This is a genomic window from Pseudomonas sp. Tri1, assembly GCF_017968885.1.
Classification (GTDB): domain Bacteria; phylum Pseudomonadota; class Gammaproteobacteria; order Pseudomonadales; family Pseudomonadaceae; genus Aquipseudomonas.
On record NZ_CP072913.1, the window covers coordinates 6,561,726 to 6,588,300 of the forward strand.

Annotated in this window: 24 protein-coding genes; 9 read left to right on the forward strand and 15 right to left on the reverse strand. The window is 59.1% G+C overall.

Translation table 11 applies throughout. The features are described from left to right. Positions 1 to 1,374, reverse strand: coding sequence for a PAAR domain-containing protein (locus tag J9870_RS28765; RefSeq protein WP_210642059.1), 1,374 nt, complete (start codon positions 1,372 to 1,374; stop codon positions 1 to 3). A gap of 54 nt (positions 1,375 to 1,428) precedes the next feature. Continuing rightward, positions 1,429 to 1,863, reverse strand: coding sequence for a DcrB-related protein (locus J9870_RS28770; protein ID WP_135847818.1), 435 nt, complete (start codon positions 1,861 to 1,863; stop codon positions 1,429 to 1,431). A gap of 248 nt (positions 1,864 to 2,111) precedes the next feature. Here J9870_RS28770 and J9870_RS28775 point away from each other — a divergent pair, with 248 nt between their 5' ends. The 3 genes from J9870_RS28775 to J9870_RS28785 all read left to right on the forward strand — a co-directional run bounded on the left by J9870_RS28775 (position 2,112) and on the right by J9870_RS28785 (position 5,362). Continuing rightward, positions 2,112 to 4,043 carry a type VI secretion system Vgr family protein gene (locus tag J9870_RS28775; protein ID WP_210642060.1) on the forward strand — a complete coding sequence of 644 codons (1,932 nt, stop codon included), beginning with the start codon at positions 2,112 to 2,114 and terminating at the stop codon, positions 4,041 to 4,043. Between the two features lie 18 nt (positions 4,044 to 4,061). Beyond that, positions 4,062 to 4,496: a DcrB-related protein gene (locus tag J9870_RS28780; protein WP_210642061.1), complete on the forward strand. Its 435-nt coding sequence runs from the start codon at positions 4,062 to 4,064 to the stop codon at positions 4,494 to 4,496. A gap of 392 nt (positions 4,497 to 4,888) precedes the next feature. Continuing rightward, positions 4,889 to 5,362, forward strand: a complete 474-nt coding sequence (locus J9870_RS28785) for an SMI1/KNR4 family protein (protein WP_210642062.1) — start codon at positions 4,889 to 4,891, stop codon at positions 5,360 to 5,362. Positions 5,363 to 5,428: 66 nt separating this feature from the next. On the opposite strand, the gene J9870_RS28790 is transcribed toward J9870_RS28785, so the two are convergent. Continuing rightward, the gene (locus J9870_RS28790) at positions 5,429 to 6,145 is read right to left on the reverse strand and encodes a class I SAM-dependent methyltransferase (RefSeq protein ID WP_210642063.1); all 717 of its coding nucleotides are present in this window, start codon (positions 6,143 to 6,145) and stop codon (positions 5,429 to 5,431) included. Positions 6,146 to 6,789: 644 nt separating this feature from the next. Here J9870_RS28790 and J9870_RS28795 point away from each other — a divergent pair. Beyond that, positions 6,790 to 7,143, forward strand: coding sequence for a DUF6124 family protein (locus J9870_RS28795; RefSeq protein ID WP_210642064.1), 354 nt, complete (start codon positions 6,790 to 6,792; stop codon positions 7,141 to 7,143). 344 nt (positions 7,144 to 7,487) lie between these two features. Here J9870_RS28795 and J9870_RS28800 read toward each other — a convergent pair whose 3' ends face one another. The 5 genes from J9870_RS28800 to J9870_RS28820 form a co-directional block, all read right to left on the reverse strand. Then, entirely contained in the window at positions 7,488 to 9,890 is a 2,403-nt protein-coding gene (locus tag J9870_RS28800) for a DUF4238 domain-containing protein (protein ID WP_210642065.1), read from the reverse strand. Between the two features lie 81 nt (positions 9,891 to 9,971). Further along, positions 9,972 to 10,220, reverse strand: coding sequence for a hypothetical protein (locus tag J9870_RS28805; protein WP_210642066.1), 249 nt, complete (start codon positions 10,218 to 10,220; stop codon positions 9,972 to 9,974). A gap of 289 nt (positions 10,221 to 10,509) precedes the next feature. After that, positions 10,510 to 10,785: an HU family DNA-binding protein gene (locus tag J9870_RS28810; RefSeq protein ID WP_003195589.1), complete on the reverse strand. Its 276-nt coding sequence runs from the start codon at positions 10,783 to 10,785 to the stop codon at positions 10,510 to 10,512. 192 nt (positions 10,786 to 10,977) lie between these two features. Further along, positions 10,978 to 12,126 carry an FAD-dependent oxidoreductase gene (locus tag J9870_RS28815; protein ID WP_210642067.1) on the reverse strand — a complete coding sequence of 383 codons (1,149 nt, stop codon included), beginning with the start codon at positions 12,124 to 12,126 and terminating at the stop codon, positions 10,978 to 10,980. A gap of 41 nt (positions 12,127 to 12,167) precedes the next feature. Beyond that, a complete protein-coding gene (locus J9870_RS28820; protein WP_003177199.1) occupies positions 12,168 to 12,335 on the reverse strand; it encodes a rubredoxin in 168 nt (55 codons plus the stop codon). Between the two features lie 195 nt (positions 12,336 to 12,530). Between J9870_RS28820 and J9870_RS28825 the strand changes: the two genes are divergently transcribed. Both J9870_RS28825 and ubiA read left to right on the forward strand, forming a co-directional pair. Continuing rightward, positions 12,531 to 13,094 (forward strand): chorismate lyase, encoded by a 564-nt coding sequence (locus J9870_RS28825; RefSeq protein WP_210642068.1) that lies wholly within the window; start codon positions 12,531 to 12,533, stop codon positions 13,092 to 13,094. Further along, positions 13,094 to 13,984 (forward strand): 4-hydroxybenzoate octaprenyltransferase, encoded by an 891-nt coding sequence (ubiA, locus tag J9870_RS28830; protein WP_210642069.1) that lies wholly within the window; start codon positions 13,094 to 13,096, stop codon positions 13,982 to 13,984. The genes J9870_RS28825 and ubiA overlap by 1 nt, the downstream gene beginning before the upstream one ends. Before the next feature lie 89 nt (positions 13,985 to 14,073). Here the strand turns inward: ubiA and J9870_RS28835 are convergent, their stop codons facing one another. Next, on the reverse strand, positions 14,074 to 14,457 hold the full coding sequence (locus tag J9870_RS28835; protein WP_210642070.1) for a hypothetical protein: 384 nt from the start codon (positions 14,455 to 14,457) through the stop codon (positions 14,074 to 14,076). A gap of 152 nt (positions 14,458 to 14,609) precedes the next feature. On the opposite strand from J9870_RS28835, the gene phoB reads away from it, so the two are divergent. From phoB to J9870_RS28850, 3 genes are all read left to right on the forward strand, one after another. After that, positions 14,610 to 15,299: a phosphate regulon transcriptional regulator PhoB gene (gene phoB, locus J9870_RS28840; protein WP_003177195.1), complete on the forward strand. Its 690-nt coding sequence runs from the start codon at positions 14,610 to 14,612 to the stop codon at positions 15,297 to 15,299. 81 nt (positions 15,300 to 15,380) lie between these two features. Further along, complete coding sequence (gene phoR, locus J9870_RS28845) at positions 15,381 to 16,667, forward strand: phosphate regulon sensor histidine kinase PhoR (RefSeq protein WP_246883165.1); 1,287 nt, start codon at positions 15,381 to 15,383, stop codon at positions 16,665 to 16,667. A 123-nt stretch (positions 16,668 to 16,790) separates the two neighbouring features. Then, positions 16,791 to 18,131 carry a hemolysin family protein gene (locus J9870_RS28850; RefSeq protein WP_210642072.1) on the forward strand — a complete coding sequence of 447 codons (1,341 nt, stop codon included), beginning with the start codon at positions 16,791 to 16,793 and terminating at the stop codon, positions 18,129 to 18,131. Between the two features lie 144 nt (positions 18,132 to 18,275). Here the strand turns inward: J9870_RS28850 and J9870_RS28855 are convergent, their stop codons facing one another. The 6 genes from J9870_RS28855 to J9870_RS28880 all read right to left on the reverse strand — a co-directional run bounded on the left by J9870_RS28855 (position 18,276) and on the right by J9870_RS28880 (position 26,378). Then, positions 18,276 to 19,172 carry a M23 family metallopeptidase gene (locus J9870_RS28855; RefSeq protein ID WP_210642073.1) on the reverse strand — a complete coding sequence of 299 codons (897 nt, stop codon included), beginning with the start codon at positions 19,170 to 19,172 and terminating at the stop codon, positions 18,276 to 18,278. A gap of 242 nt (positions 19,173 to 19,414) precedes the next feature. Further along, on the reverse strand, positions 19,415 to 20,374 hold the full coding sequence (locus J9870_RS28860; protein ID WP_210642074.1) for a response regulator: 960 nt from the start codon (positions 20,372 to 20,374) through the stop codon (positions 19,415 to 19,417). A gap of 167 nt (positions 20,375 to 20,541) precedes the next feature. Continuing rightward, a complete protein-coding gene (gene phoU, locus J9870_RS28865) occupies positions 20,542 to 21,303 on the reverse strand; it encodes a phosphate signaling complex protein PhoU (protein WP_025216204.1) in 762 nt (253 codons plus the stop codon). 105 nt (positions 21,304 to 21,408) lie between these two features. After that, positions 21,409 to 22,242 (reverse strand): phosphate ABC transporter ATP-binding protein PstB, encoded by an 834-nt coding sequence (pstB, locus tag J9870_RS28870; RefSeq protein ID WP_003177189.1) that lies wholly within the window; start codon positions 22,240 to 22,242, stop codon positions 21,409 to 21,411. Positions 22,243 to 22,406: 164 nt separating this feature from the next. Next, positions 22,407 to 24,077: a phosphate ABC transporter permease PstA gene (gene pstA / locus J9870_RS28875; RefSeq protein ID WP_210642075.1), complete on the reverse strand. Its 1,671-nt coding sequence runs from the start codon at positions 24,075 to 24,077 to the stop codon at positions 22,407 to 22,409. Between the two features lie 15 nt (positions 24,078 to 24,092). Continuing rightward, positions 24,093 to 26,378 carry an ABC transporter permease subunit gene (locus J9870_RS28880; protein WP_210642076.1) on the reverse strand — a complete coding sequence of 762 codons (2,286 nt, stop codon included), beginning with the start codon at positions 26,376 to 26,378 and terminating at the stop codon, positions 24,093 to 24,095. Positions 26,379 to 26,575: the final 197 nt, after the last annotated feature.

Below are 26,575 nucleotides of genomic sequence, written 5' to 3' on the forward strand. Positions count from 1 at the left end.
TCAATTCCCACCGTTCCCCCTGACTGCGTCGTAATAGGCCTTGCTCTTGTCCGCGATAGCTTGCGCCTGCGGACTGGCCTTGTCCAAGACCCGGAAGTCTTCGTAATACTTGTGGCCCAGCCCGCCAGGGACCTGGGTTTTTGCGGCGACGGCATTATAGGTGTCGTCCCCCAGCAACACCCGAGCCAGCGACTCTGGCTCCTTGGCGTAAATCATTTCCGGTGAGTTGACCTGTATTTCTCCCGGTATTCCTGCACGGGTCTGCATCGTGGAATTGACGCCGCTATAGCCCATTTCGTTAGCGGCACCGTCAATCACTTTCACGTTCGCGCCGCGCTTGCCGAGCTCTGCTGCAACAGAACTGATCTGGTCGGATTCGACGATGATCGTATTCCTGGCCAGGTCCTTGATCCGGGTCGCATCCCCACCGTAGTCGTTGTCGATTTTCTCTCGGGCACGCGCCTCGGACTTGATCGGCGCCTTGGCAACCTTGCCCCCATACTGGGCGGCGATTTCATCGGCGACGGTATCGATTTCCGCTTTGGCGGCCGGGGCTTTTGCGTAGACCTCTTCGAAGGTCTTGGGAGCCTTGGGGGTGCTGGCTGGCTTGCCCAGTTTCGCCAACTTCGGCCCCATGCCCAGCAAGGCCATGCCCGCCACACCCTGCAATAAATCCCGGTAACCCGGCCCCAGGCGGTCGCCCAGGTCCCCCAGCAGGGCCATGCCTGCCATCGCGGCACCGCCAATGGCGACGGCTGCAGCAAGGGCGGCGGCGCCGGCCATGGCGGCCAATACCAGCGCAGCAGCCGCAGCCACGATTCCCAGTGCTTCCAGGCCGGTATGCAACCAGCCTTCAAGGTCGAGCACAAACGCCACCGAAACCGTCGGCCCACCGATAAACGTATTGGGGCTGCCGCTCTTGATGTGAGCGCCGCACACCATTTTGCTGTGCAGGCGCGCCGCCGGTTTGCCGTTGATGAAGACCGTGGCGCTGCCTTCGGCGATCAGCACCGGAAAGGGCCAGATCGGATGGTTCATCGGCAGCCCGGTGCAGGAAGACGAAACGTCTTCGCCCGCCCTCATGGCATTGCGGTCGTTGATGTAGACATTGAAGCTGCCCATTATCAACGCACCCGTGGTGGGCTCGGGCAGATTGAAAATGGTGGAAAGGCCCTTGACGATCTGGAACATCGACAAGCCGCCGGCCGCAATCGAGCCCGCCATGATGGCCAGCGCCACGCCCCCCGTGGCGACGGTCGCGGCAACCACCGCAGCACCGATCAAGGCACCGGCCACGGCACCGGCGACCATCGCGGCCAACCCGAACCCGTGGGCTATTTCGTCACCCAGACGTGCTGCGGCCTGTGCATCCATCGCGCGCATCTACCTTACTGATGTGTATGACTGCTCAGTGGGACTTATCGATGCTCAGACGATTGGCGGCTGTGGCTTGAACGAATGCATCGCCAGCTTCCAGGCCGGCTCGTGGTAGGCGAAATCATTCGGTGTGGTGGTCAAGGTGGTGATCAGCACAGCGGGCTTACGCTCGATGAACACCTGGCGCAGCATCAGTTCACGCCCCTCGCGTTGCCAGGTGTAATCCAGCAACGTGGTGGTGTGCCCTTGCAGTACGGTGTCCCAGCGCTGAACCAGCTTGAAGCCCGGCAGTTGCTGCTCCGCGCTTTTGAGTTGGCGGTCCACGTACTCGGCAAAGGGAGCGTCGCCCTGGGTCGCATCGCGACTGATCACGAAACTGGCTTCTTTAGCGGGACCAACTGCTGGCAGCTTGAAAATATTGATGCTCTGATCCTGCCAGGTATCGGGGATCTCGAGATCGGCTTCTTGAATGCGGTAAGAGGTCACAGTAATCGCTTTCCATGGACGTGAGGTGACGCGCGAAGGAGCAGATATTCAAGTAATGCCTGGGAACAATCAAGAACCGGGTTCCTCTGCCCCAAGTAACGAACTACATTATGCGATCAGCGTCACTACTCTGGCGATTTCATGCCGGTGCACGAGCGCTCAAAGGTCGCGATTGCTTGATCTTCAACGTCAAAAGCCGGCAATCTTGCGCAGCGTCAAATGGACTGCGGCAGTAATAAGGACAACCGATGCTATTCAACCAAGCCTCACGCCTGGCCAAGATCACCAGCCCCCTCGGCCCCGAGGTTCTGTTGCTCAAGGACATGGGCGGCGGCGAAGAATTAGGAAGGCTGTTCAACTACGAGTTGCAGCTGCATTCGCTGGACAACGCCATCGACCTCAACCAGGTGCTCGGCAAACCCATGTGCGTGAGCCTGCAACTCGATGGCGGTGGCGAGCGTTATTTCCATGGCATCGTCGCCCGTTTCAGCCAGAACGTCGACCAGGGCCAGTTCGCCAGTTACCAGGCCACCCTGCGCCCGTGGCTGTGGCTGCTGACCCGCACCTCCGATTGCCGGATTTTCCAGAACCTGACCATCCCGCAGATCATCAAGCAGGTGTTCCGCGACCTCGGCTTCTCCGATTTCGAAGACGCCTTGAGCCACTCCTATCGCGAGTGGGAATACTGCGTGCAGTATCGCGAGACCAGCTTCGATTTCGTCAGCCGCCTGATGGAGCAGGAAGGCATCTACTACTTCTTCCGCCATGAGCAGGGTCGGCATGTGCTGGTGCTGGCCGACGCCTATGGCGCCCACACCACGGCCCCCGGCTACGGCTCGGTGCCCTACTACCCGAAGAACGAGCAGCAGCGCGAACGTGACCACATCCATGACTGGCACCTGGCCCAGGAAGTCCAGCCCGGCTCGCTGGAGCTCAACGACTACGACTTCCAGCGCCCCAGCGCACGCATCGACGTACGCTCGGCCATGCCGCGCCCACATACCGCCGGCGACTATCCGCTGTACGACTACCCGGGCACCTACGTGCAGAGCCAGGATGGCGAACACTACGCCCGCACCCGCATCGAAGCCTTGCAGACCCAGCACGAACAGATCGAGTTGGCCGGCAACGCCCGGGGCTTGGGTTCGGGGCACCTGTTCAGCCTCACCGGCTTCAGCCGCCAGGACCAGAACCGCGAATACCTGATCGTTGGCGCCCGCTACTACCTCTCCCAGGAAAGCGGTGAAACCGGCGGCGGCGCGCCGACGGCCCAGTTCGAAAGCAGCCTGACCTGCATCGACGCCCAGCAAAGCTATCGCCCGCTGGCGACCACCCACCGGCCTATCGTCAAAGGCCCGCAAACTGCATTGGTGGTGGGCCCCAAGGGCGAGGAAATCTGGACCGACCAATTCGGCCGGGTGAAGGTGCATTTCTATTGGGACCGGCACGACCAGTCCAACGAAAACAGCTCGTGCTGGATCCGCGTGTCGCAGGCATGGGCCGGCAAGAATTGGGGCTCGATGCAGATCCCGCGCATTGGTCAGGAAGTGATCGTCAGCTTTCTCGAAGGCGACCCGGACCGGCCAATCATTACCGGTCGCGTCTACAACGCCGAGCAGACCGTGCCCTATGACTTGCCCGCCAATGCCACCCAAAGCGGCATGAAAAGCCGTTCGAGCAAGGGCGGCACGCCGGCGAACTTCAACGAAATCCGCATGGAAGACAAAAAAGGCGCCGAGCAGTTGTACATCCACGCCGAGCGCAACCAGGACATCGTGGTCGAGGTGGATGAAAGCCATTCGGTGGGCCACGACCGCAACAAGACCATCGGCCATAACGAAACGGTGACCATCGGCAACAATCGCCTGCGCATCGTCAAGCAGGAGGACATCCTCTCCGTTGGCCAGCGCAAGACTGACAGCATCAGCCAGAGCTACGTGATTGAAGTGGGCGAAAACCTGCGCCTGGTGTGCGGTGAAAGCATCCTGGAGCTCAACGCCAGCGGCCAGATCAACCTGAGCGGCGTGCAAATCAGCTTCTACGCCAGCGGCGATGCCGAGTTCAACACCGGCGGCGTGCTGCACCTGAACAACGGTGGCGGCCCTGGTGCCACGCCGGACGGCCAAGGCGTCAAGGGCAGCATCGACGCCAACATCAGCGCCGCGTTCCCCAAGGGCTAACTTCGAGATTTATGCGCCATGACTTACCGCCTCAATGAATTCCAGCTCCAGTTGCCGCCAAGCGAGTTGCTGGACGCGACCATCAACATCCTCAAGTTCCCCGAACTGGGCACGTCCCTGATCATCAGCCGCAGCATGCTGGCCGAGGGCGAAACCCTGCAAAGCAACCTCGACGACCAACTCAAGCGCCTGGAAAAACAAGTCCAGGACCTGCGCTGCCAACCGGGCGCCACCCTACGCGTGGGCGCCAACCAGGAAGTCGAGGCCATCGAACTGCGCAGCCAGTTCAACAAAGGCAATGAAAAGGTCTTCCAGTTCCAGCTGGCCCTGGTGCTGCCCGGCACTCGCAAGATGCTTGCCTTGAGCTACGTGAAAGCCGAGAAACTGGGTGATGCCGAAGCGGCGCATTGGGCGACGATCAAGGGTTCGCTGGTGTTCGACATCCCAGCCTGACACCCCAACCCTGTGGGAGCGAGCTTGCTCGCGATAGCGGTGGGTCAGCTTGCGGCGATGTTGAATGTGGCGCCGCCATCGCGAGCAAGCTCGCTCCCACAGAGGATCGGCGGTGACCGGGATGCTGAGGGCATCACCGCTCCCACAAGGCAGATTGGCAGTGGTTGGGAAGTTGAAAATGGGGGGAGGGGATGGAACGAAAAGTACCAGCCCTGGGTAAGATGTCCTGCCGGTTGCCTGAACAAACCGACGCGGATCAAACGCCAGAAATGGCATTCATGAGCATGCCGTAACCCACAAGGACACAGATGCAATGGAGGGCATCACATTGCTTGAACACACGTTCCTCAGCCGCCCTCCCCGCCTGGCGATGCTCATGATTGGGGATTTCGATGCTTGAAAACAAATTCTCAGATTACGAAAAGGCCATTACCCCAGCAGATCTGGACCATCTGGAATCCGTCATCGGCAAGAAGCTACCGGCTCCCTTTCGGAACCATTACCTCAAGTACAACGGCGGCATGCCGGAACGGGCTTATTGGGTCAGCGAAGATTTTTTCGACCCCATCGAAGTCGCCTCTTTCAGGCCCATTGCGTACGGTGAGCCCACGCTGCTGTCCACCTATCAACTGATGCTGAAGAAACAAGTTCTTCCTGCACATCTCCTTCCTTTCGCGGACGACCTGGGCGGCAATTTCTTTTGCTTGAACCTTGATTCGGGAGCCATCAGTTATTTCACGACTGACACTTTTGATAGTGACCTTAGTCCAGAAGAGAATCAGGCCGAATCCGAGAAACCTATTTGCTCGAATGTCCTCCGCTTCGTTCAAGGGCTGATCGATGGGGAAGATTTGAACGAGGAATAATCAGCGAACGCCACAAGAAACCCGGTGCCTTGCGTCGGGTTTGTTTTAGCTCACAAACCTATCGCCTCAGCCCGTTTTGCACGTCAACCAAGCACTCCAGAACAGGCTGCTGAAAAAGCGGGTGGCGTCGCCGAACCCGGCCTCATGCAACAGTTGCTGAACCGCCGCCTCGGAATGCGGAGGGTCGGCGCCTTGGAGAATTTTCCCCAGTTTGACCTTCACTTCATCCGGGCTCGCACCATGCTGCCGCCAGCGTTGGCCCCAGGCCGCCAGCAACAACGGCTGGCTGGCGTAAGCGTATTGATTCCCCGCGACGATCAGCGGCGCACCCGGCTTGAGATGAGCCCGGATGGCTTGAAAGATCTGGCGCTTGGCATCATCGCCATCGAGATGATGGAACACACCGATCAACGTCGCGGCGTCGTATGACTCATCGGCTGCCAAATCCTCGACACGCCCAAGGTGCAGGCGGGTGCGTTCGAGCAAATGGTGCGCCTCCAACTGCTGCTTCGCCGCCTCCAGCATCGGCTCGGAGGGATCAACAGCGGTGAAGCGCCAACCTGGCTCCAGCGACGCCATCGCAATAATCTCCTGCGCCGTACCGCCGGCGCCCACCACCAGTATTTTCGCCGAGCGTGCAGGGCCGAGGCTCGCCGCCAGCATGCACGCCGCCAGATCCTGGCAGGCGTCATAGCCGGCCAGGGCGATGCGGCTTTGGCGTGCGTATTCATTGGCCCGTGATGTGTCGAATTTTTCAGCTGAGGTGAGCGGGGATGATTTCAAGGCGGTTCTCCATGTCCTCAAATCAAGCTACGCCACCCCTTGCGATAAGAAAAATTCATTAATTTTATGTGCTGCATTCCCATCAGGAATGCGGGACTAAAACTCAAACGTTGCTCACTATGCTTGGGCTGGTTATACGTCGATCTCGATAGCCGGCCTTCCCCTGTGGCGAGGGGATTTATCCCGTTGGGCTGCGGAGCAGCCCCAATCATTCCTACAGACAAAACCAAATCAGACGCTTACAACCCCGTTCCCGCCCAGCAAAAGCAAGCCCTCTAGCCCCGAATCCCAGCGCAACACAAGACTCTGTTTATTCCCCCACCGCCACCCTTCCCCCAACCCACACATCCTTGCGCCATTGCCTACAACTACGCCAGAATCCGCCCGCTTGTGCGCCCTGCCCCCGGGTTCTATCGTTTTCCTGCCACTGCCCATCAGTGGTCGGGTTTAGTAGCCCGGTAATAGCAACGGTTGCATGAGTATCATCAGTCAGGCATTGCCTGCACTCGATGGTGGCTGTGCGCATGGCGCCTTCGGGCGCGCCGGGTTCCGTTGCCTCTACCGGTCTACTAACTTGCGCACAGCCGCCTCCTTTCGTTTAGTAGCGAGATGGTTGCGGCCTACTAATCAGAGGTAACGCAACGATGTTCAAAGTAACTCCAAATCCTCCAGAAACAGACCAAGCTCCCCCACGCGCCAAATCCAAAACCAAAAAGCTCGACGAAGCCGCCAATCGCGCTCTCGATTTCTACCTCTCACCAAAGAAGCCTGAAGACACGCCCCAACCAGGCCAGATATTCACCATCGTAAAAGACATCGACAACGAAAGCCTCTTGGCCAACCTCACTGAAACCCTGGCTTCAGCCGATGCGATGGTCAACGACCTGGCCTTCGAACTGGAAGGCTCACGCCGCCACGTCGCCCTAGGTATCCAGCAACTGATCGAACTGAGTTCATTACTGGCAAACCGGGTGTTAGATAACGTCGATGCGCGGTAGAAGCTACCCACCCAAAATCAAACCCGACGCTTTGCGTCGGGTTTGATTTATTTCCTATCCCTATTGCCTCCCCTAACGAGCAAGCCTCGTCACATCACCGGGGCGTTCCATCAGGATCTGATCTGAATCTCGACCGCGTACTTTCTAATCAACGTAGGAGGGCACCTTGGCTTTGATGCAACACCCGCGATGAGACGCCGATAAGCGCTCTCCAAATTCCCGATATTTCCTATCGTCATAACCAAGGTTGCAGTCATCGCCCCAGAGTGAACGCCCTTTTTTGGAGAAATCAATTATTCGCGACAGGCAGCAAACGGCCAGAAGCGGCCATCAGAAAGTGACTATTAAACTAGGGGCGATTCAGTATTTGTATTTGAAAGCGCAATGCCATACACCGATCTAACTTTATTTTCGTACCGCATACAGCTTGATCTAACTAACAATCGCTGCACGCTTGCGTCATACAGTCCACCGCTAGGGGAAAGTATTTCTAAACTTACAATCCTGTCATGTTCATGAGCTTGAAGAATTCTCTGCTGCAGCGTAGCAGCTTGATTAGTCAGTCTTGATATTTTTGAGCTGTCGCGATCATCATTCACGACTAAATGATTCGCGCTTTTCAAAAAATCTCTACAGTCCGAGAATAAGCCACTGCTTTTACGAAGATTTAGTAAAAATTCATAATCAACTGGAAGTGAACAAAACTGGCCTAGCACGCTGTTCCATGGGTAATTAACAATTCCTTGGTCGCGGTGTTGCGCCGTAATTAATTCACGCCATCTTGAACTACTATCCGTTACCAAAATCGAGCCGGTTACTTGAGCTAAGAATAATGCCATTTCGTAGTTCGGCCCCATTCGAAATTGCATGAACTGTCCTCCCTCAGGATAGTCCAGCTTTTGTAACAACATTAGCGGAGAAGATTCTGCTAGTAGCTCTAGTTCAGACACAGCTGTTTCCGCATCCTCGGGCGTCAGCCCGAAATCATGAACCAAAAACTGAACTCTCGCCTCGCTCGGCATCATGGCGGTCGAATTAAGTAGATCGTTCAGTTGCAGTTTATAGCCTACCTTTAAGTCTTCTACGCTCATAGCGTCTTTGGTGCGGTTTTTAGACCGGCCTCGCGCCATTTCTAACATTGCGCTCATTAGAGCACTGTCGAAATCAGAGGGGTCGGGAATAAGGTTTACTAATCCATGCGCAATGAGTGGTTCTATATCAAGCATGAAAAGAAATTCTTTTAATGCTTGATACTTGTACTTAGCGGGCGATTGGATTGGACTGAATTCTGGGCGAATATTATTAGGATTGGTAACAGGCGTTTGTATAAGGAACTCGTCAAAAAAAGATGCCGCTGGTAATGCGTTCTCGCTAATGACGCGAACGTCCAATATTCCGCTATAAAGCGCCCGAAATTTACCGTCCGGCTTCGGCAGCATCGCATAAATGTCGGTGCTGCGAGGCCAAAGAATCCCGTAAAATTTATAAATTTCTGAAATTTGTTCGTTGGTCAGCTCTCGACGCACGTCTTGCCAACACTTACCATTGCTGAGTCCTAGAACGTCTCGTATGCAGTTGCAGAATGCTAGGTTTCGCTCTCGAACGCTGGCGACACTCCACGTCGTTCGAAGCTCGATCGGAGTGTTCCGGCAACAGTTTTTATACTTTCGGCCGCTACCACAGCCACAATTTCCGTTCCGGCTAATAGACTCCTCGACAATATTCTTGTTTAGAAACTCATTGTGGGGCTCGGTCCGCCCGAATGCATCTTGGTAGTGAACGGAGCCATCAGTAAAAGAGGCGTACATTTCTCCACCAAACCTGTGAATCATATCGTTTGGCGGCAGTAATAAACTTTTTAACTCCGCCCAGTCAGCAGTTATTTCTAGTTCTGGATAAAGCCACTCTTCTTTCCCTGCAGCCACAGACTCGGCTCTACTCTTGATAATATAATTTATTTTTGTAACTTCCTCTGAGGTTAGATTTCGGGAGTTGATGAACTCAATTGTATTTACGAGGCTTTGACGAATACGATTAGCGTTTGTGCGTGGCTCGAGTGGGTCGACCGCATTAGGGTTCTTAGCAAATTCTAAGTTTGTGAGAATTAAACAGCGATTCTTATTTAGGGGGAATATTGTCTGAGATCCTTTCAGCGCTATATCTGGGTCGCTAGGGTACTCGCACATTAGTGAATCGGGCGGGCAAGCGTAGTTATAAATGGTGACCGGATGATCTGAAACAATAAATTTAACGTCAGAGTTTTCCGCGGACACCAACTCGCGGACCCCTTCCGCCCACAGGGTGCAATGTATGGATCGTAGCGATTGCATCTCTGTCATGAGAGAGAGTTGGCTTAGTTCAGGGTATTTGCTTTGAATCCAATCCAGACCTTTCGGCGTTCGCAGTTTTTGAGCATCCAGATACGTAAAAAAACTTTCAAAGTTATAATGCCACTGAGACTGATCGTTTGTTGAAAATGCCCGAATGGCCTTGGAGCCGCTGTCGTCAATTGGGCCAAACAACTTTTGCTCTATGTCGTCGTTAACCTCGCCACCAAAAAATGTAGAGTAAAGATCTTTCCTATAAAATTGTTGAGCTGGGGTGCGCCACTTCTTCGAATATATCGTTTCGTTCTGCCCGTTTCGAACAATATCCCTGCGGGTTAAGTAGCAAAGTTTCTCTCCAGCGTCGATAAAGCCCTTCTGATGCCATTGTGCTACGAAGTGATTATCTCTGGTCTTAGTCATTACGGTGGGCAGTCCTTGGCGGAGGAGCGGGCAGGCCCCTAAAAGATTGACATTGGCGGGAACGGCGCTCGCCCTGTGGGTTTAGCCCATACTACGTTTTCTGCTATTAAGCGGCACGCCGTCAACAGTTGCCGTATCCAGTGCAGATAACTGCGCATCCAAAACGCCGTTCTTCCCATCGCGTGGAGTTACTTGCCTATCGCCAATCTCCTGAGCGAGTACCGCGATTTTCGCCGCCAAAATATTCGTTACAAAGCCGAGTGAATCGCCCCGGCTTTCGTAGACACTCAGTGACGGCTTTTGGCCGTTTTCTGCCCCCTTACCCGCCATACTTAGATTCGATCATCTAACCTAGGTGCTAACTGGCCCCACGGATGGCGAACTCTCATGGGTGGCGAAGCCCCAAAACGGTAAACGCACTCTGTACAGTAGAGTCACATCAGCTGTTTACGACGGTTGCGCCGCCAGGCGGGAGCAAGCTCTCTCGCCACAAACTGCGAGGCTTGGGCACTGAGCCCAGCCCTGATGCTGAAAAAAACCCATAAAAAAGGGCACCCGACTCCATCGGCGTGCCCTTTCTTGTTACCGCTTCTCCCCCCAACCGAGGGACTCGCAGCAATTACGGATTAACGCTGTCCTTCAACGACTTGCCCGGTTTGAAGGCAACGGTGTTGCTGGCCTTGATTTTCACAGGCTCACCGGTTTGTGGGTTTTTGCCGGTGCGGGCGCCGCGGTGGCGCTGCAGGAAGGTGCCGAAGCCGACCAGGGTGACGCTGTCCTTGCGGTGCAGGGCGCCGGTGATTTCTTCGAGAACGGCGTTGAGGACGCGGTTGGCTTGTTCTTTGGTGAGGTCTGCTTTTTCCGCGATGGCGGCGGCGAGGTCTGGTTTACGCATGAATGAAGCCCCTTTTGACGGTTTTTTTGTTGTTATGTCTGGGCTGTTCTCTTCGGAACAGCCCCTAAGGCGCCGCAGGCTCTACTCTGCGGCAGACGGGAGTGAGGATGGCACGGGGCCGCAAGCGGCGCCAGTGTCCGGGCGACCTTTGAGGCACCAAAAGTAGGGTTTTTGCGACAGAACGACCAGTATTTATGCCAGCAGGGCCGGAAGCTCTTTGTTCAGCGCCAGTTTTTCCATCACCGCTGCACCGGTCAGGGCGTAGCCCAGCAGGTTGCCTTGGGCGTCGCGACACAGCGCCTTGATGTCGGCGCCCTGCCCTTCGACGCTCCACACGCCTTCGCGGCCGCGTGGCGGTGGCGAGACCACCAGTGGGCACACCGGGGTTTTCACGGTGATCGGCATGGCGCCATAGCTCACGGTGGTCGGGTTGCCGGCCAGGGTTTGCGCCAGGGCGCGGGCGCAGCTCATCAGGGGCATGACGTAGAGCAGGTTCAAGCCGTCGACCTCGGCGCAATCGCCCAAGGCGTAGATATTGGCATGGGAGGTTTTCAGCTGGCGGTCGACTACCACACCGCGATTGACCACCAGGCCGGCAGCAGCGGCCAGATCAATGCGCGGGCGCAGGCCGATGGCCGAGACCACCAGGTCGCAAGCGATCACTTGGCCGTCGGACAGGTGCGCCTCCAACCCGTCGGCCACCCGTTGCAGGCGGTTGAGCACCGGCCCCAGGTGGAAGCGCGCGCCGAGGCTTTCCAGCCCGGCCTGCACGGCAGCGGCCGCCGCCGGGTGCAACAGCGTCGGCATGACTTGCTCGCATGGCGCTACCAGTTGCACTTCGTAGCCGCCCAGGATCAGGTCGTTGGCGAATTCGCAGCCAATCAGGCCGGCACCGAGCAGCAACACCCGGCGCTTACCGGCGGCCGCTGCGCGAAAGCGTGCGTAGTCTTCCAGGTCGTTGATGGGGAAAACCAGGTCCGAGGCATCGCCCTGCACCGGCACGCGCACGGTTTCAGCGCCCCAGGCCAGGATCAGGTCGCGGTAGTTCACCGTTTCTTCGCCGATCCACAAGCGCTTGTGGCCCGGGTCGATGCCGCTGATGCGGGTGTGGGTGCGCACTTCGGCCTTCAGTTGCTCGGCCATGGCCCCGGGCTCGGCCATGCTCAGGCCGTCGGCGTCCTTGTTTTTGCCAAAGCCTGTGGAGAGCATGGGTTTGGAGTATGAGCGGCCATCATCGGCGCTGATCAGCAGCAACGGGGTTTCGCTGTCGAGTTTGCGAAACTCCCGGGCCAGGTTGTAACCGGCCAGCCCGGTCCCGACGATGACGACAGGTGCGCTCATGCTGCTCTCCATAGGGTGCTCTCCATGCAGGTAGGAAACGATCAGTTGATTTCGATCATTTCGAAATCCATTTTGCCGACGCCGCAGTCCGGGCACAGCCAGTCTGCCGGTACGTCTTCCCAGCGGGTGCCAGGTGCGATGCCATCATCCGGCCAACCATCGGCTTCGTTGTAGATCAGCCCGCAGACGATACATTGCCACTTCTTCATTCAGGTACTTCCTCAGGGGTCAGGCATTTGCCGGTATGCTCGGCTCGCTCAAGGCGCTTTTCCGGCTCAGGGCGTTTTGTACTGATCGGTCGTCGCAGATGCAAGCATGATCGCGCGTGCCAGCGGCCAGGGCCGTTAAAATCGACGACCGACATGGTAAGCTCGCGGCCTCATTTGCTGCCAATCAAGACCTCTGTGCCGCATACAAATTCGATATTTCCTACACTCCAATGGCTGCCTCAGCCCCTGCTGTCGCCCCGCCCCGATGCCTGTGCGCTCGACTGGCTGTTCGACGAAGGTTCGTTGACTCGGCGCCTGACGCGCCTGTCGAACGATCACTTCAGCGTGACGCCGTTGTTCGAAGGCTGGCAGCCGTTGCGCGCCGACGAATGCACCGCGCTGGACCTGGCCGAGGGCAGCGAGGGCTGGGTACGCGAAGTGTATTTGCGCGGCCACGGCCAGCCTTGGGTATTCGCCCGCAGTGTGGCGGCGCGCAGTGCGTTGCAAGGCGATGGCTTGCAGATGGATGAATTGGGCAGCCGCTCCCTGGGGGAGTTGCTGTTTTGCGACCGGGCGTTCCAGCGCCGGGCTATCGAGGTTTGCCATTACCCCGAGGCATGGCTGCCGGCAGACGTACGCGCCCGTGAGCTGTGGGGTCGCCGTTCGCGCTTCGATCGCGGTGCGTTGAGCGTGCTGGTGGCGGAAGTTTTCCTACCCCGTCTGTGGTCCGTCGCCCGCGCCTATTCGGAGAATTGCTGATGTACGTGCAACTGCTCAAATCCTTGAACCGCCTGAACCCGCGGGCCTGGGACTTCGTGCAACTGACTCGCATGGATAAGCCCATCGGCATTTACCTGCTGCTGTGGCCGACCCTGTGGGCCTTGTGGATTGCCGGTGAAGGTTCGCCGTCTGTCGCCAACGTGGTGATTTTCGTCCTCGGCGTGGTGCTGACTCGCGCTGGCGGTTGTGTGATCAACGACTGGGCCGATCGCAAGGTGGATGGCCACGTCAAACGCACCGAACAGCGCCCGCTGGTAAGCGGCAAGATCAGTTCGAAAGAGGCACTGGTGTTCTTCGCCGTGCTGATGAGCGTGAGTTTCCTGTTGGTGCTGTGCACCAACGCGCCGACCATCCTGCTGTCTCTCGGCGGGCTGGCGCTGGCGTTCAGTTACCCGTTCATGAAGCGCTACACCTACTACCCGCAAGTGGTGCTGGGGGCGGCGTTTTCCTGGGGGATGCCGATGGCGTTCACCGCCGAGACCGGCCATTTGCCGGCGGCCGCGTGGCTGCTGTACATCGCCAACCTGCTGTGGACGGTAGGCTACGACACTTATTACGCGATGACCGACCGGGACGATGACTTGCGGATCGGGGTGAAGTCCACGGCGATCCTGTTTGGCGATGCCGACCGGGTGATCATCCTGACGCTGCAAGGCCTGGCCCTGGCTTGCCTGCTATTGGCCGGGTCGAAATTCCACCTGGGCGGCTGGTTCCACCTGGGGCTGGTGGCCGCTGCCGCGTGCTTCGCCTGGGAGTTCTGGTACACCCGTGGCCGCGACCGGATGCGCTGCTTCCAGGCGTTTTTGCACAACCATTGGGCCGGTTTGGCGATTTTTGTGGGGATTGTGCTGGATTACGCGTTGCGCTGAGGCCCATCGGTCTCCAAGCCGCTACTTTGTGGCGAGGGGATTTATCCTCTCGCCACAAAGGATCTGTCGCTTAACGTGGTGAAAACCTGTTAATCAGGCTTGGCGACCTTCCAGGCGCCGTCCATCAAGCCGTCACCGTTCTTTTCTCCGGCTTTTGTGTCCTTCACAAAGGTGTATAGCGGCTTGCCATCGTAAGCCCACTGCATCGTACCGTCGTCACGGTTGATCACCGTCCATTCGTCCATCGGCTTGTCGCCGCTTTCAGCCTTGAACGGTGGCCAGTTGGCTGCGCATTTGTCGTTGCACATCGACTTGCCGCCCGAGTCTTTGCCAAACGTATACAGCGTCATGCCTTTGTGATCGGTGAACATACCGTCTTTTACCATTGCAGGCTCAGCAGCGAATGCCGACGCCGGTAGCGCCAAGGCAACGGCAATTCCCAGAACCTTGATGGATTGGGTGAAGTAATTCATGGAAACCTTCTTTTGTGGTTGTCAGGATTCGGACTAAAAAGCGTAGCCTAGGATCCCCTTCACTGCCGGGCGATGAAATAACTGTCACACGACTGCAATAATTCCGTTATCTAATGCGGCGCAAGACAGTTAAATGACAAGAGGATTACCCCATGGTTGGCAGGAGCATTCTGATCGTCGACGACGAGGCGCCCATCCGCGAGATGATTGCCGTCGCGTTGGAGATGGCCGGCTATGACTGCATGGAAGCAGAGAACTCTCAACAGGCCCACGCCATCATTGTCGACCGCAAGCCCGACCTGATTCTGCTGGACTGGATGCTGCCTGGCACCTCGGGCATCGAACTGGCGCGACGCCTCAAGCGCGATGAGCTGACCGGGGATATTCCGATCATCATGCTCACCGCCAAGGGCGAAGAGGACAACAAGATCCAGGGCCTGGAAGTGGGCGCGGATGACTACATCACCAAGCCGTTTTCTCCCCGCGAGCTGGTTGCGCGCCTGAAGGCCGTGCTGCGCCGCGCCGGGCCAACCGATGGCGAAGCGCCGATTGAAGTCGGTGGCCTGCTGCTGGACCCCATCAGCCACCGCGTGACCATCGACGGCAAACCCGCCGAGATGGGCCCGACCGAATACCGCCTGCTGCAATTTTTCATGACCCACCAGGAGCGCGCCTACACTCGCGGGCAACTGCTGGATCAGGTCTGGGGCGGCAACGTCTATGTCGAGGAGCGTACCGTGGATGTGCACATCCGCCGCCTGCGCAAGGCCCTCGGCGATGCCTACGAGAATCTGGTACAAACCGTGCGCGGCACCGGCTATCGTTTCTCCACCAAGGCCTGACCCGAGCCCTTACCGCCCGACAAGCTGACAAGGACGCGTGTTCAATTGAATCAAAACTGGCATGGCACCCTGATTCGCCACATGTTGCTGCTGGTGACCGGCTGTCTGGTGATCGGCTTGATCAGCGGCTATTACGGCTGGAGCCTGGCCGCAGGGCTGGGGCTTTACCTGGCCTGGACCCTCAAGCAATTGCTGCGCCTGCACGAATGGCTACGCCTGCACCAACCCGATGAAGCGCCGCCCGACGGCTATGGCCTGTGGGGTGAGGTGTTCGACAGCATCTACCACCTGCAACGACGCGACCAGCGCGTTCGCGGGCGCCTGCAAGCGGTGATCGACCGGGTCCAGGAATCCACGGCTGCGCTGAAAGACGCCGTGATCATGCTCGACAGCGATGGCAACCTGGAATGGTGGAACCGCGCCGCCGAGACCCTGCTGGGCCTCAAGACGCCACAGGACAGCGGCCAGCCGGTGACGAACCTGGTGCGCCATCCGCGCTTCAAGGAATATTTCGAACAGGGTAATTACGCCGAGCCGCTGGAGATTCCCTCCCCGACCAATGATCGGCTGCGCATCCAGCTGTACATCACGCGCTATGGCAACAATGAACACTTGATGCTGGTGCGGGACGTGACGCGCATCCATCAACTGGAACAGATGCGCAAGGACTTCATCGCCAACGTTTCCCACGAACTGCGCACGCCATTGACGGTGATCTGCGGTTACCTGGAAACCCTGCTCGACAACGTCGAGGAGGTGAACCCGCGCTGGACCCGGGCCTTGCAGCAAATGCACCAGCAAAGCGGGCGCATGCAGACCTTGCTCAACGACTTGCTGCTACTGGCGAAGCTGGAAGCCACCGATTACCCGTCGGACAACCAACCGGTGCCCATCGACGATCTGCTGCAAACCATCACCGAAGATGCCCAGGAACTGTCCGGCCCCAAGCAACAGACCATCACGCTGGAAGCCGACCCATCCGTGCAGCTCAAAGGCAGCGAGGCGGAACTGCGCAGTGCGTTTTCCAACCTGGTGTTCAACGCGGTCAAGTACACGCCGGAGAAAGGCCAGATCCGCGTTCGCTGGTGGGGCGATGAGCAAGGCGCGCATTTGAGCGTGCAGGATTCAGGCATCGGCATCGACAGCAAACACCTGCCGCGCCTGACCGAACGCTTCTACCGCGTCGACTCCAGCCGCAACTCCAACACCGGCGGTACCGGTTTGGGCCTGGCGATCGTGAAGCACGTTTTGTTACGTCACCGCGGACGCATGGAAATCAGCAGCGTGCCTGGCCACGGCAGCACGTTTACCTGCCATTTCGCCCCGGCGCAGGTGGTTCGCGCACACCTGGCCAGCCCCGCCGATTGATACCGGCTGGCACTCCCCCCTAGGCAACCGCCGAGTCAGCCGCTACATTGGCTGACTTGTGCCTGCCTTTTCAGGTACTCATTTCTAACCTTTACGAATATACGGAACCCGCAAAACTCCATCATGGACCCTTCCCCTGGCTTGTCCCTCGTTACACTCTTCGCCGAATTCGGCATGATTCTTTTTGCTCTGATCCTGGTTTTGCTCAACGGTTTTTTCGTTGCGGCCGAATTCGCCATGGTCAAGCTGCGCTCGACCCGGGTCGAGGCCATCGCTGAGAAAAACGGCTGGCGCGGGCACATCCTGCGCACCGTTCACAGCCAGCTCGATGCTTACCTGTCGGCCTGCCAGCTGGGTATCACGCTCGCCTCCCTGGGCCTGGGCTGGGTCGGTGAACCGGCGTTCGCCCACATCCTCGAACCGCTGTTGGGCGCAGTCGGCGTCCAATCGCCGGAAGTGATCAAGGGCGTGTCGTTCTTCACCGCGTTCTTCATCATTTCGTACCTGCACATCGTGGTCGGTGAGCTGGCGCCCAAATCCTGGGCAATCCGCAAACCCGAGCTGCTGTCGCTGTGGACCGCCGTGCCGCTGTATCTGTTCTACTGGGCCATGTACCCGGCGATCTACCTGCTCAACGCCAGCGCCAACGCCATCCTGCGCATCGCCGGCCAGGGCGAGCCCGGCCCGCATCACGAGCATCATTACAGCCGTGAAGAACTGAAGCTGATCCTGCACTCCAGCCGTGGCCAGGACCCCAGCGACCAAGGCATGCGCGTGCTGGCCTCGGCCGTGGAGATGGGCGAGCTGGAAGTGGTGGACTGGGCCAATTCCCGGGAAGACCTGGTGACGCTGGAGTTCAATGCGCCGCTCAAGGAGATCCTGGCGATGTTCCGTCGCCACAAGTTCAGCCGTTATCCGGTGTATGACAGCGAGCGCCAGGAGTTCGTCGGCCTGTTGCACATCAAGGACCTGCTGCTGGAGCTGGCGGCCCTGGATCACATTCCCGAGTCGTTCAACCTGGCCGAACTGACCCGGCCGCTGGAGCGCGTGTCGCGGCACATGCCGCTGTCGCAGTTGCTGGAGCAGTTCCGCAAGGGCGGTTCGCACTTCGCCCTCGTCGAGGAAGCCGACGGCAACATCATCGGTTACCTGACCATGGAAGACGTGCTGGAAGTGCTGGTGGGCGACATCCAGGACGAACACCGCAAGGCCGAGCGCGGCATCCTGGCCTACCAACCGGGCAAGCTGCTGGTACGCGGCGACACGCCGCTGTTCAAGGTCGAGCGCCTGCTGGGTATCGACCTGGACCATGTCGAAGCCGAGACCCTCGCCGGGCTGGTCTATGAAACCCTCAAGCGGGTGCCGGAAGAGGAAGAAGTGCTGGAAGTCGAAGGCCTGCGGATCATCATCAAGAAGATGAAAGGGCCGAAGATTATTCTGGCGAAGGTGTTGATGCTCGATTGAGGCGTTGATTCCAGATCAGCGTCGCTCCCATCGCGAGCAAGCTCGCTCCCACAAGCGTGGTACGTCGACCACACTCGTTATGTGCTTCGGCGCAAATCAATGTGGGGCGAGCTTGCTCGCGATGGCGTCAGCCCAAACAACACTTTACTGCTTGCCCAACGCAAAGTTGGGCAACTCCCCCACCGGTTGATTGAACTGGTAGGGAATCGACACCAGCCCCAACCCGGTATTGCGCTGCACCACAAAATGCAGGTGCGGGCCGGAACTGTTGCCGGTATTGCCCGACAACGCCAGCGGCGTGCCCACCACTACCCTTTGTCCTTCGCGCACACTCACCGAGCCTTTCTGCAAGTGCAGGTAGACGCCCATGGTCCCGTCATCGTGCAGCACCCGCACGAAGTTGCCCGAGGGGTCATCCCCACGGCCGGTCTGCGCATTTTCGGTCTTGATCACCACGCCGCCGCGCGCCGCGATGATCGGCGTGCCTTCGGGCATGGCGATGTCCATGGCGTAGCGGTTTTTCGGCCCGTAGTGGCTGTACTGGCCGTTGGCACCCTGGCTCAGGCGGAACGGCCCTCCTTGCCATGGCAGCGGGTAACGATAGGCCTGTGCCGAGCCTGCAGGGTCGCCCAGGGAGTATTCGAACCTCGGGGTGTATACCAGCGGCCTGCCGGGCTGCGTGGCCGTGAGCAGCGCCAGGCGCAGATTGCTGCGCGCCGGCAGTACCCGACGAATCGGCCGGCTTGGCGCGCCGCTCACATTACGCAGCCCGGCAAAACTCAACTCGATCTCCACCGGCGCGTACAGGTCGTTGCGCACGAACACCGCGTCCGCGCCCTTTTGCTTCTTGATATCGAGAAAGACCTGCCGCTCCAGGCGCTCGACCATGCGGTCGCGGAACACGAACACCTGGGCGCCCCGACTGGGACGGTCACTGTAGGACACCACGCCATTGGCGTCGGTGGATTTGTAGATCGTCATGGCCATGGCCGAAGTGGAGGCCAGGACCAGACCGCAGGCGAACAGCAGGGGCGCGAGCATGGGCAAAGGTTCTGTCGAAAAGTGAAGGCCTGCACAGCAGCCTAGCAGCTGGGATGGACCAGCGTAGTCGACGGATGTTTCAAAATGGGTGGGCAGATGGTGCTTTGCTGGGGCTGCTGGCCCCATCGCGAGCCAGCTAGCTCCCACATTTGATCGGAGTGGACCCTGAATTCAGGTTCGACTCAGATCCCCTGTGGGAGCGAGCTTGCTCGCGATAGCGGACTGACACAGGTGCCGCCGTATCAGGCACCCGGTACGAAGTGTTTCTGCGCCGTACCGCGGGCAATCAGGCGGGAGATGTAGTCGAGTTTCTGCGGGTCTTTGTCGACGAAGCGGAACGTCAATTGCAGCCATTCGCTGTCGGGCGTCTGCTCGTGGGCGACGATGGCGTGCAGGTAGCCATTGAGACGGGCGGTTTCGGCGTTGTCGCCCTGCTCCATGTCCAGCACTGCGCCTTCGAGCACTTGTGGCAAGGTATCGGTGCGCTTGACCACCAGCAGCGCTTCCTTGAGGCTCAGGGCCTTGATCACGCATTGCTGGGTGCCGCTGGACAGGCGCAATTGGCCCTGGCCACGGTTGGCGGCTGGTGCGGAGGCAGCCGGAGCCTTGACGGGCGGGCTGTTGAGCAAGCCACGGGCCGGGGCCGCAGCGGCGGGTGCAGGCGCTGCGGCAGCGGCCGGCTTGGCGAAGGGGTTCGCCGCAGGTGCCGAAGCGACAGCGGCAACCGGAGCCGCCTTACCACCGGTCAAGGCGCTGAGGGAATCATTGCCGAACGCCGAATTCATTTTGGTCGGGGCACTGTTCATCAAGGTGTCGAGCTTGCCAACCTTGTGCAGCGCCTGCTTGACCTTGCCCAGCAACTGTTCGTTGGTGAACGGTTTGCTGACATAGCCGGAAACGCCGGCCTGAATCGCCTGGACAACGTTTTCCTTGTCGCCGCGGCTGGTGACCATCACGAACGGCATGCCCTTGAGGGAGTCTTGCTGGCGGCACCAGGTCAGCAGTTCCAGGCCAGACATTTCCGGCATTTCCCAATCGCACAGCACCAGGTCGAAAGCTTCACGGGCCAGTATGGACTGGGCTTTCTTGCCATTCACGGCATCTTCGATGCGGATGCCCGGGAAGTAGTTGCGCAGGCACTTCTTCACCAGGTCACGAATGAACGAAGCATCGTCCACGACCAACACACTGACCTTACTCATCCAGATACACCTCTAAAAAATCCCGGCAAGCATACCGCTTTTGCTGATGGCATATTGCCAAAAACCTTCAGTCACGCCGGTACTTTTCGTTCGCGGGGTGCTGCTGTCGATTAAAAAAAATCCAAAAAAAAGCCCGACCAGAAGGCCGGGCGCTTTTCTTGGCAATCTTACTTATCGTCAGTTTCGCCCGGAACATTAGCAGTTTCGGACAGGGTGCCCTCAACTTCTTCCTTCATGCGCTTGAGCCCCAGGTGCCGCACATCGGTGCCGCGCACCAGATAGATCACAAGTTCCGAGATGTTGCGCGCATGATCGCCGATACGCTCCAGGGAACGCAGCACCCAGATGATGCTCAGTACCCGGGAAATAGACCGCGGGTCTTCCATCATGTAGGTCGCAAGCTCGCGCAGGGCGGTCTTGTATTCGCGGTCGATGATCTTGTCGTACTGGGCCACCGACAACGCCAGGTCGGCGTCGAAACGAGCAAAGGCGTCCAGCGCATCGCGCACCATGTTGCGCACCTGGTCGCCAATGTGGCGAACTTCGACGTAACCGCGCGGCGCTTCACCCTCTTCGCACAACTGGATGGCCCGGCGGGCGATTTTGGTGGCTTCGTCGCCGATCCGCTCCAGGTCGATCACCGACTTGGAGATGCTGATGATCAGGCGCAGGTCGGAGGCGGCCGGCTGACGACGGGCCAGGATGCGCAGGCATTCCTCGTCGATGTTGCGCTCCATCTGGTTGATCTGGTCGTCGATCTCGCGCACTTGCTGCGCCAGGCCAGAATCGGCCTCGATCAGCGCGGTCACCGCATCGTTGACCTGCTTTTCCACCAGCCCGCCCATGGCCAGCAGGTGACTACGCACCTCCTCCAGCTCGGCGTTGAACTGGGCGGAAATGTGGTGAGTAAGGCCTTCCTTCGAAATCATCTTGTTCGCTCCGCGAAAGTTGCAAGCTTCAAGCTGCAAGCTTCAAGCAGTTAAATGTTGATCCGGATCGCACCGCCTCTGTCTTGCGGCTTGCAGCGACCTCGACTAGCCGTAGCGACCGGTGATGTAGTCCTCGGTCTGTTTCTTGGCCGGATTGGTGAACAGGGTATCGGTGTCGCCGAACTCCACCAGTTTGCCCATGTACATGAACGCGGTGTAGTCCGAAACCCGCGCCGCCTGTTGCATGTTGTGGGTCACGATGACGATGGTGAACTTGGACTTGAGCTCGTAGATCAGCTCTTCGACTTTCAGCGTCGAGATCGGGTCCAGAGCCGAGCAAGGTTCGTCGAGCAGCAATACTTCCGGCTCCACGGCGATGGTGCGGGCGATCACCAGACGCTGCTGCTGACCACCGGACAAGCCCAGTGCCGATTCATGCAGGCGATCCTTGACTTCGTCCCACAGCGCCGCGCCCTTGAGGGCCCACTCCACCGCTTCGTCGAGGATGCGCTTCTTGTTGATGCCCTGGATGCGCAGGCCGTAGACCACGTTCTCGTAAATGGTTTTCGGGAACGGGTTGGGCTTCTGGAACACCATGCCCACGCGACGACGCAGCTCGGCCACGTCTTCGCCCTTGCGGTAGATGTTGTTGCCGTAGAGGTTGATTTCACCCTCGACGCGGCAGCCGTCCACCAAGTCGTTCATGCGGTTGAACGTGCGCAGCAAGGTCGACTTGCCGCAACCCGACGGGCCGATGAATGCGGTAACGCGCTGCTTCGGGATGTTCAGGCTGACGTCATACAGCGCCTGCTTCTGGCCATAGAACAGGCTCAGGCCAGGCACTTCGATGGCGACAGTTTCCTGGGCCAGATCCAGGCTCTGCTTGTCGCGGCCCAGGGCCGACATATTGATGCCGCGTGCTTGTACTTCGTGTTGCATGGGAGGCTCCCTGTGCTAACAAATTCGGTTCGGAACGCCTTTGTGGCTGCTCCATAAAATTCCAGTGAACATCGATCAGTGTGGGAGCGAGCGTGCTCGCGAAGGGGGCATCAAGGCCGCCAAAAAGCTTCGCGAGCAAGCTCGCTCCCACAGGATCCGGACCATCAGCTATCCAGTGCCTTGTACTTCTCGCGCAGGTGGTTGCGAATCCACACCGCCGACAGGTTCAGCGTAGCGATCACCAGCACCAGCAGCAGCGCCGTGGCATACACCAGCGGTCGCGCCGCTTCGACGTTCGGGCTCTGGAAGCCCACGTCATAGATGTGGAAGCCCAAGTGCATGATCTTCTGGTCCAGGTGCAGGTACGGGTAGTTGCCGTCCAGCGGCAGCGACGGGGCCAGTTTCACCACGCCCACCAGCATCAGCGGCGCCACTTCACCCGCAGCGCGGGCCACGGCGAGGATCATGCCGGTCATCATCGCCGGGCTCGCCATGGGCAGCACGATTTTCCACAACGTCTCGGCCTTGGTCGCGCCCAAGGCCAGGGAGCCTTCACGCACGGTCCGCGGGATCCGCGCCAGGCCTTCTTCGGTGGCCACGATCACCACCGGCACCGCCAGCAGCGCCAAGGTCAGGGAGGCCCAGAGCAGGCCCGGGGTACCGAAGGTCGGCGCCGGCAGGGCTTCGGGGAAGAACAGGCGATCCACCGAACCACCCAGCACATAGACGAAGAAGCCCAGGCCGAACACGCCGTAAACAATGGCCGGTACGCCTGCCAGGTTGTTCACCGCAATGCGGATCAGGCGGGTCATCGGCCCTTGGCGGGCGTACTCACGCAGGTACACCGCCGCCAGCACGCCGAATGGCGTCACGATCATCGCCATGATCAGGGTCATCATCACCGTACCGAAAATTGCCGGGAAGATCCCGCCTTCGGTGTTGGCTTCACGGGGATCGTCGCTGAGAAATTCCCAGACCTTGCTGAAATAGAAACCGAGCTTGGTAAAGGTGCCCATGCTGTTCGGCTGGAAGGCGTGCACCACTTTGCCGATGCCGATTTCCACTTCCTTGCCGTTGGCATCGCGAGCGGTCAGGCTGTCGCGGTTGAACTGCGCGTGCAAGTCAGACAGGCGCGCTTCGATGTCTTTGTAACGGGCATTGAGTTCGGCGCGTTCGCTTTCCAGGTCGGCTTGGGCGGCGGCATCGAGCTTGCCGTCCAGCTCCAGCTTGCGACCGTGCAGGCGAATGCGCTCCAAGCCGGCGTTGATGGCGCCGATGTCGACTTTTTCCAGAGTCTTGAGCTCGGCGGCCAACTGGTTGACGCGCTGTACGCGAGCCTGCAGTTGCGGCCAGGCGGCCTCGCCCTCGGCGATGACCTTGCCGTCTTCCTTGACGTTGACCAGGTAGCCGTAGAAGTTGCCCCACTCACGACGCTCGATGGCCATCAGTTCCGGCGGCGTGGTCTGATTGGTCAGCCAGTCGCCGACGATCCAGGTGAAGTCAGTCCCGTTCAAGTCCCGGTTGCCAACCTTGACCAGCTCGCGGGTCATGAACTCCGGACCTTCATCCGGCACCGGCAGGCCGGCACTTTTCAGGCGCTCGCGAGGCACTTCTTCTTTCTGCACCACTTCGCCGACCACCAGGTGCGCAGGCATGCCTGGCACGTTGTAGCTGGCGTGGATCAGGTCCGCCGGCCAGAAGTGGCCCAGGCCGCGCACGGCAATCACTGCCAGCAGGCCAATGGTCATGATGACCGCGATGGACACTGCGCCACCGCTGATCCAGACGCCGGGGGCGCCGCTCTTGAACCATCCTTTCAGGGAGTTCTGTTTCACAGACTTCTACCTTTCTTAAAGCGCCGAATATTTCTTGCGCAGACGCTGACGGATCAGCTCGGCGAGGGTGTTCATGACGAAGGTGAACAACAGCAGCACCAGCGCCGACAGGAACAGCACGCGGTAATGGCTGCCGCCGACTTCCGATTCGGGCATTTCCACCGCCACGTTGGCCGCCAGGGTGCGCAGGCCTTCGAACAGGTTCATTTCCATGACCGGCGTGTTACCGGTGGCCATCAGCACGATCATAGTCTCGCCCACCGCACGGCCCATGCCGATCATCAGCGCCGAGAAGATGCCCGGACTGGCGGTAAGGATCACCACGCGGGTCATGGTCTGCCATGGCGTGGCACCGAGGGCCAGAGAACCCAGGGTCAGGCCGCGTGGCACGCTGAACACGGCGTCTTCGGCAATGGAGTAGATGTTCGGGATGACCGCGAAGCCCATCGCCAGGCCGACCACCAGGGCGTTGCGCTGGTCATAGGTGATGCCCAGGTCATGGGAGATCCACATGCGCATGTCACCGCCGAAGAACCAGGCTTCCATGTACGGGCTCATGTACAGCGAGAGCCAGCCGACGAACAGGATCACCGGGATCAGCATCGCGCTTTCCCAACCTTCCGGCACCTTGAGGCGGATGGATTCAGGCAGGCGGCTGAAGACGAAACCGGCTACCAGGATGCCAATCGGCAGCAACATCAACAGGCTGAAGATGCCCGGCAAGTGCCCTTCGACATAGGGCGCCAGGAACAGGCCGGCGAAGAAACCGAGGATCACCGTCGGCATCGCCTCCATCAGCTCGATCACTGGCTTGACCTTGCGGCGCATGCCCGGGGCCATGAAGTAGGCGGTGTAGATCGCTGCGGCAACCGCCAGCGGTGCAGCCAGCAGCATTGCGTAGAACGCCGCTTTCAAGGTACCGAAGGTCAGCGGCGAAAGGCTCAGCTTGGGTTCGAAGTCGGTGTTGGCGGCGGTCGATTGCCAGACGTATTTAGGCTCGTCGTAGTTTTCGTACCAGACCTTGCTCCACAACGCGCTCCACGAGACTTCCGGGTGCGGGTTGTCCAGCGTCAGCGGTTGCAGCTTGCCGCCCTGCTCCACGATCAGGCGGTTGGCCCGGGGCGACATGCCGAACAGGCCCTGGCCATCGACCACTTGATCCACCAACAAGGTGCGGTGCGCAGTGCTGTGGAACACGCCGAGCTTGCCGGCGGCATCGAGGGCAACGAAACCTTTGCGACGTTCTTCGGCAGTGATCTCAACGATTGGCGTGGTGCCCATCTGGAAAGTACGAATCTGTTTGAAGCGCAGCTCGCCGTCCGGATCGCGGGCCATGAACCACTGGGCCAGACCGCCCTTGGAGTCGCCGATGATCAGCGAGATCCCGCCCACCAACTGGGTGGCGGCGGTGACTTGGGCTTCGGCGTTTTCCAGCAATTTGTAACGACCGTTGAGGCTCTTGTCCCGCAGGCTGAACACGTCGGCCTGGGCACGTCCGTTGACCACGTACAGCCATTGCTGGCGCGGGTCGACGAAGATGTTTTTCACCGGCTCGGTCATCTGCGGCAGCTCGATGCGCGTCTGCTCGCTGGTGACTTCACCGGTCATCATGTTTTCTTCGCTGGTGAGCGACAGTACTTGCAACTGCGCACCGCTGGAACCGGCCAGCAGCAGGGTTGAATCGGTGGCGTTGAGGCTGACATGCTCCAAGGCGGCGCCTTGCTCGTTCAACGCGATCGGCGCTTCGCCATAAGGATATTCGACGGCAGGCGAGATGGTTTTCTTGCCATCCGGGTAGCTGACTTTATAGGTATGACGGAATATCAGGGCCTGGCCATTGGACAGACCGATCGCCACCAGCGGGCTGCCGGGCTGATCTTCGCCAATGGCGGTCACACTGGCGCCGGCTGGAATCGGCAGGTCGACTCGGCGCAGTTCGGCACCACTGGTGATGTCGAAAAACAGCGCCTGCCCCTTGTCGGAAACCCGCATGGCAACCTGGTTCTGCTCTTCGATGGCAATCATCAGCGGCTTGCCGGCGTCTTGCATCCAGGCCGGGCTGATCGGGTCCTTGGCGGTCAAGTCCGCGCCTTGGAACAGCGGTAGCACCACATAAGCCAGGAAGAAGAAAATCAACGTAATGGCGGCCAGGACGGCCAGACCGCCGATCAAGACGTACCAACGGGTCAGGCGATCCTTGAGCGCACGAATACGGCGCTTGCGTTGAAGCTCAGGCGTATTGAAGTCAATGCGCTTGGGAGGGGAAGTCGTAGTCATTGTGGAGTTGGCCAGATCATTCATGCGCACACCCTAGCGATCCTGTATGACAGAAAGATGACAATGCAGTGACGCAACAAATCCGCCGCCGGAGGGAACCGGCAGCGGACAGGAATTTTGGACTGTGGGACGGCTTACTCGCGAAGTCAGTCAACAACCCTGTTGAATGCACTGACCTCTTCGCGAGCAAGCCCGCTCCACAGGAGTCCGGACTTCGGCCC

Excerpts from the sequence above, each read along its gene's own strand:
- J9870_RS28850 (WP_210642072.1), top strand. The coding sequence starts at position 16,791 with ATGGACCCTTCCCCTGGCTTGTCCCTCGTTACACTCTTCGCCGAATTC.
- J9870_RS28775 (WP_210642060.1), top strand. The coding sequence starts at position 2,112 with ATGCTATTCAACCAAGCCTCACGCCTGGCCAAGATCACCAGCCCCCTC.
- phoR (WP_246883165.1), top strand. The coding sequence starts at position 15,381 with ATGTTGCTGCTGGTGACCGGCTGTCTGGTGATCGGCTTGATCAGCGGC.
- J9870_RS28855 (WP_210642073.1), bottom strand. The coding sequence starts at position 19,172 with ATGCTCGCGCCCCTGCTGTTCGCCTGCGGTCTGGTCCTGGCCTCCACT.
- J9870_RS28805 (WP_210642066.1), bottom strand. The coding sequence starts at position 10,220 with ATGGCGGGTAAGGGGGCAGAAAACGGCCAAAAGCCGTCACTGAGTGTC.
- J9870_RS28800 (WP_210642065.1), bottom strand. The coding sequence starts at position 9,890 with ATGACTAAGACCAGAGATAATCACTTCGTAGCACAATGGCATCAGAAG.
- J9870_RS28765 (WP_210642059.1), bottom strand. The coding sequence starts at position 1,374 with ATGGATGCACAGGCCGCAGCACGTCTGGGTGACGAAATAGCCCACGGG.
- J9870_RS28810 (WP_003195589.1), bottom strand. The coding sequence starts at position 10,785 with ATGCGTAAACCAGACCTCGCCGCCGCCATCGCGGAAAAAGCAGACCTC.
- J9870_RS28880 (WP_210642076.1), bottom strand. The coding sequence starts at position 26,378 with ATGAATGATCTGGCCAACTCCACAATGACTACGACTTCCCCTCCCAAG.
- J9870_RS28860 (WP_210642074.1), bottom strand. The coding sequence starts at position 20,374 with ATGAGTAAGGTCAGTGTGTTGGTCGTGGACGATGCTTCGTTCATTCGT.
- J9870_RS28815 (WP_210642067.1), bottom strand. The coding sequence starts at position 12,126 with ATGAGCGCACCTGTCGTCATCGTCGGGACCGGGCTGGCCGGTTACAAC.
- J9870_RS28785 (WP_210642062.1), top strand. The coding sequence starts at position 4,889 with ATGCTTGAAAACAAATTCTCAGATTACGAAAAGGCCATTACCCCAGCA.
- J9870_RS28835 (WP_210642070.1), bottom strand. The coding sequence starts at position 14,457 with ATGAATTACTTCACCCAATCCATCAAGGTTCTGGGAATTGCCGTTGCC.
- ubiA (WP_210642069.1), top strand. The coding sequence starts at position 13,094 with ATGTACGTGCAACTGCTCAAATCCTTGAACCGCCTGAACCCGCGGGCC.
- J9870_RS28795 (WP_210642064.1), top strand. The coding sequence starts at position 6,790 with ATGTTCAAAGTAACTCCAAATCCTCCAGAAACAGACCAAGCTCCCCCA.
- phoU (WP_025216204.1), bottom strand. The coding sequence starts at position 21,303 with ATGATTTCGAAGGAAGGCCTTACTCACCACATTTCCGCCCAGTTCAAC.
- J9870_RS28780 (WP_210642061.1), top strand. The coding sequence starts at position 4,062 with ATGACTTACCGCCTCAATGAATTCCAGCTCCAGTTGCCGCCAAGCGAG.
- phoB (WP_003177195.1), top strand. The coding sequence starts at position 14,610 with ATGGTTGGCAGGAGCATTCTGATCGTCGACGACGAGGCGCCCATCCGC.
- J9870_RS28820 (WP_003177199.1), bottom strand. The coding sequence starts at position 12,335 with ATGAAGAAGTGGCAATGTATCGTCTGCGGGCTGATCTACAACGAAGCC.
- pstB (WP_003177189.1), bottom strand. The coding sequence starts at position 22,242 with ATGCAACACGAAGTACAAGCACGCGGCATCAATATGTCGGCCCTGGGC.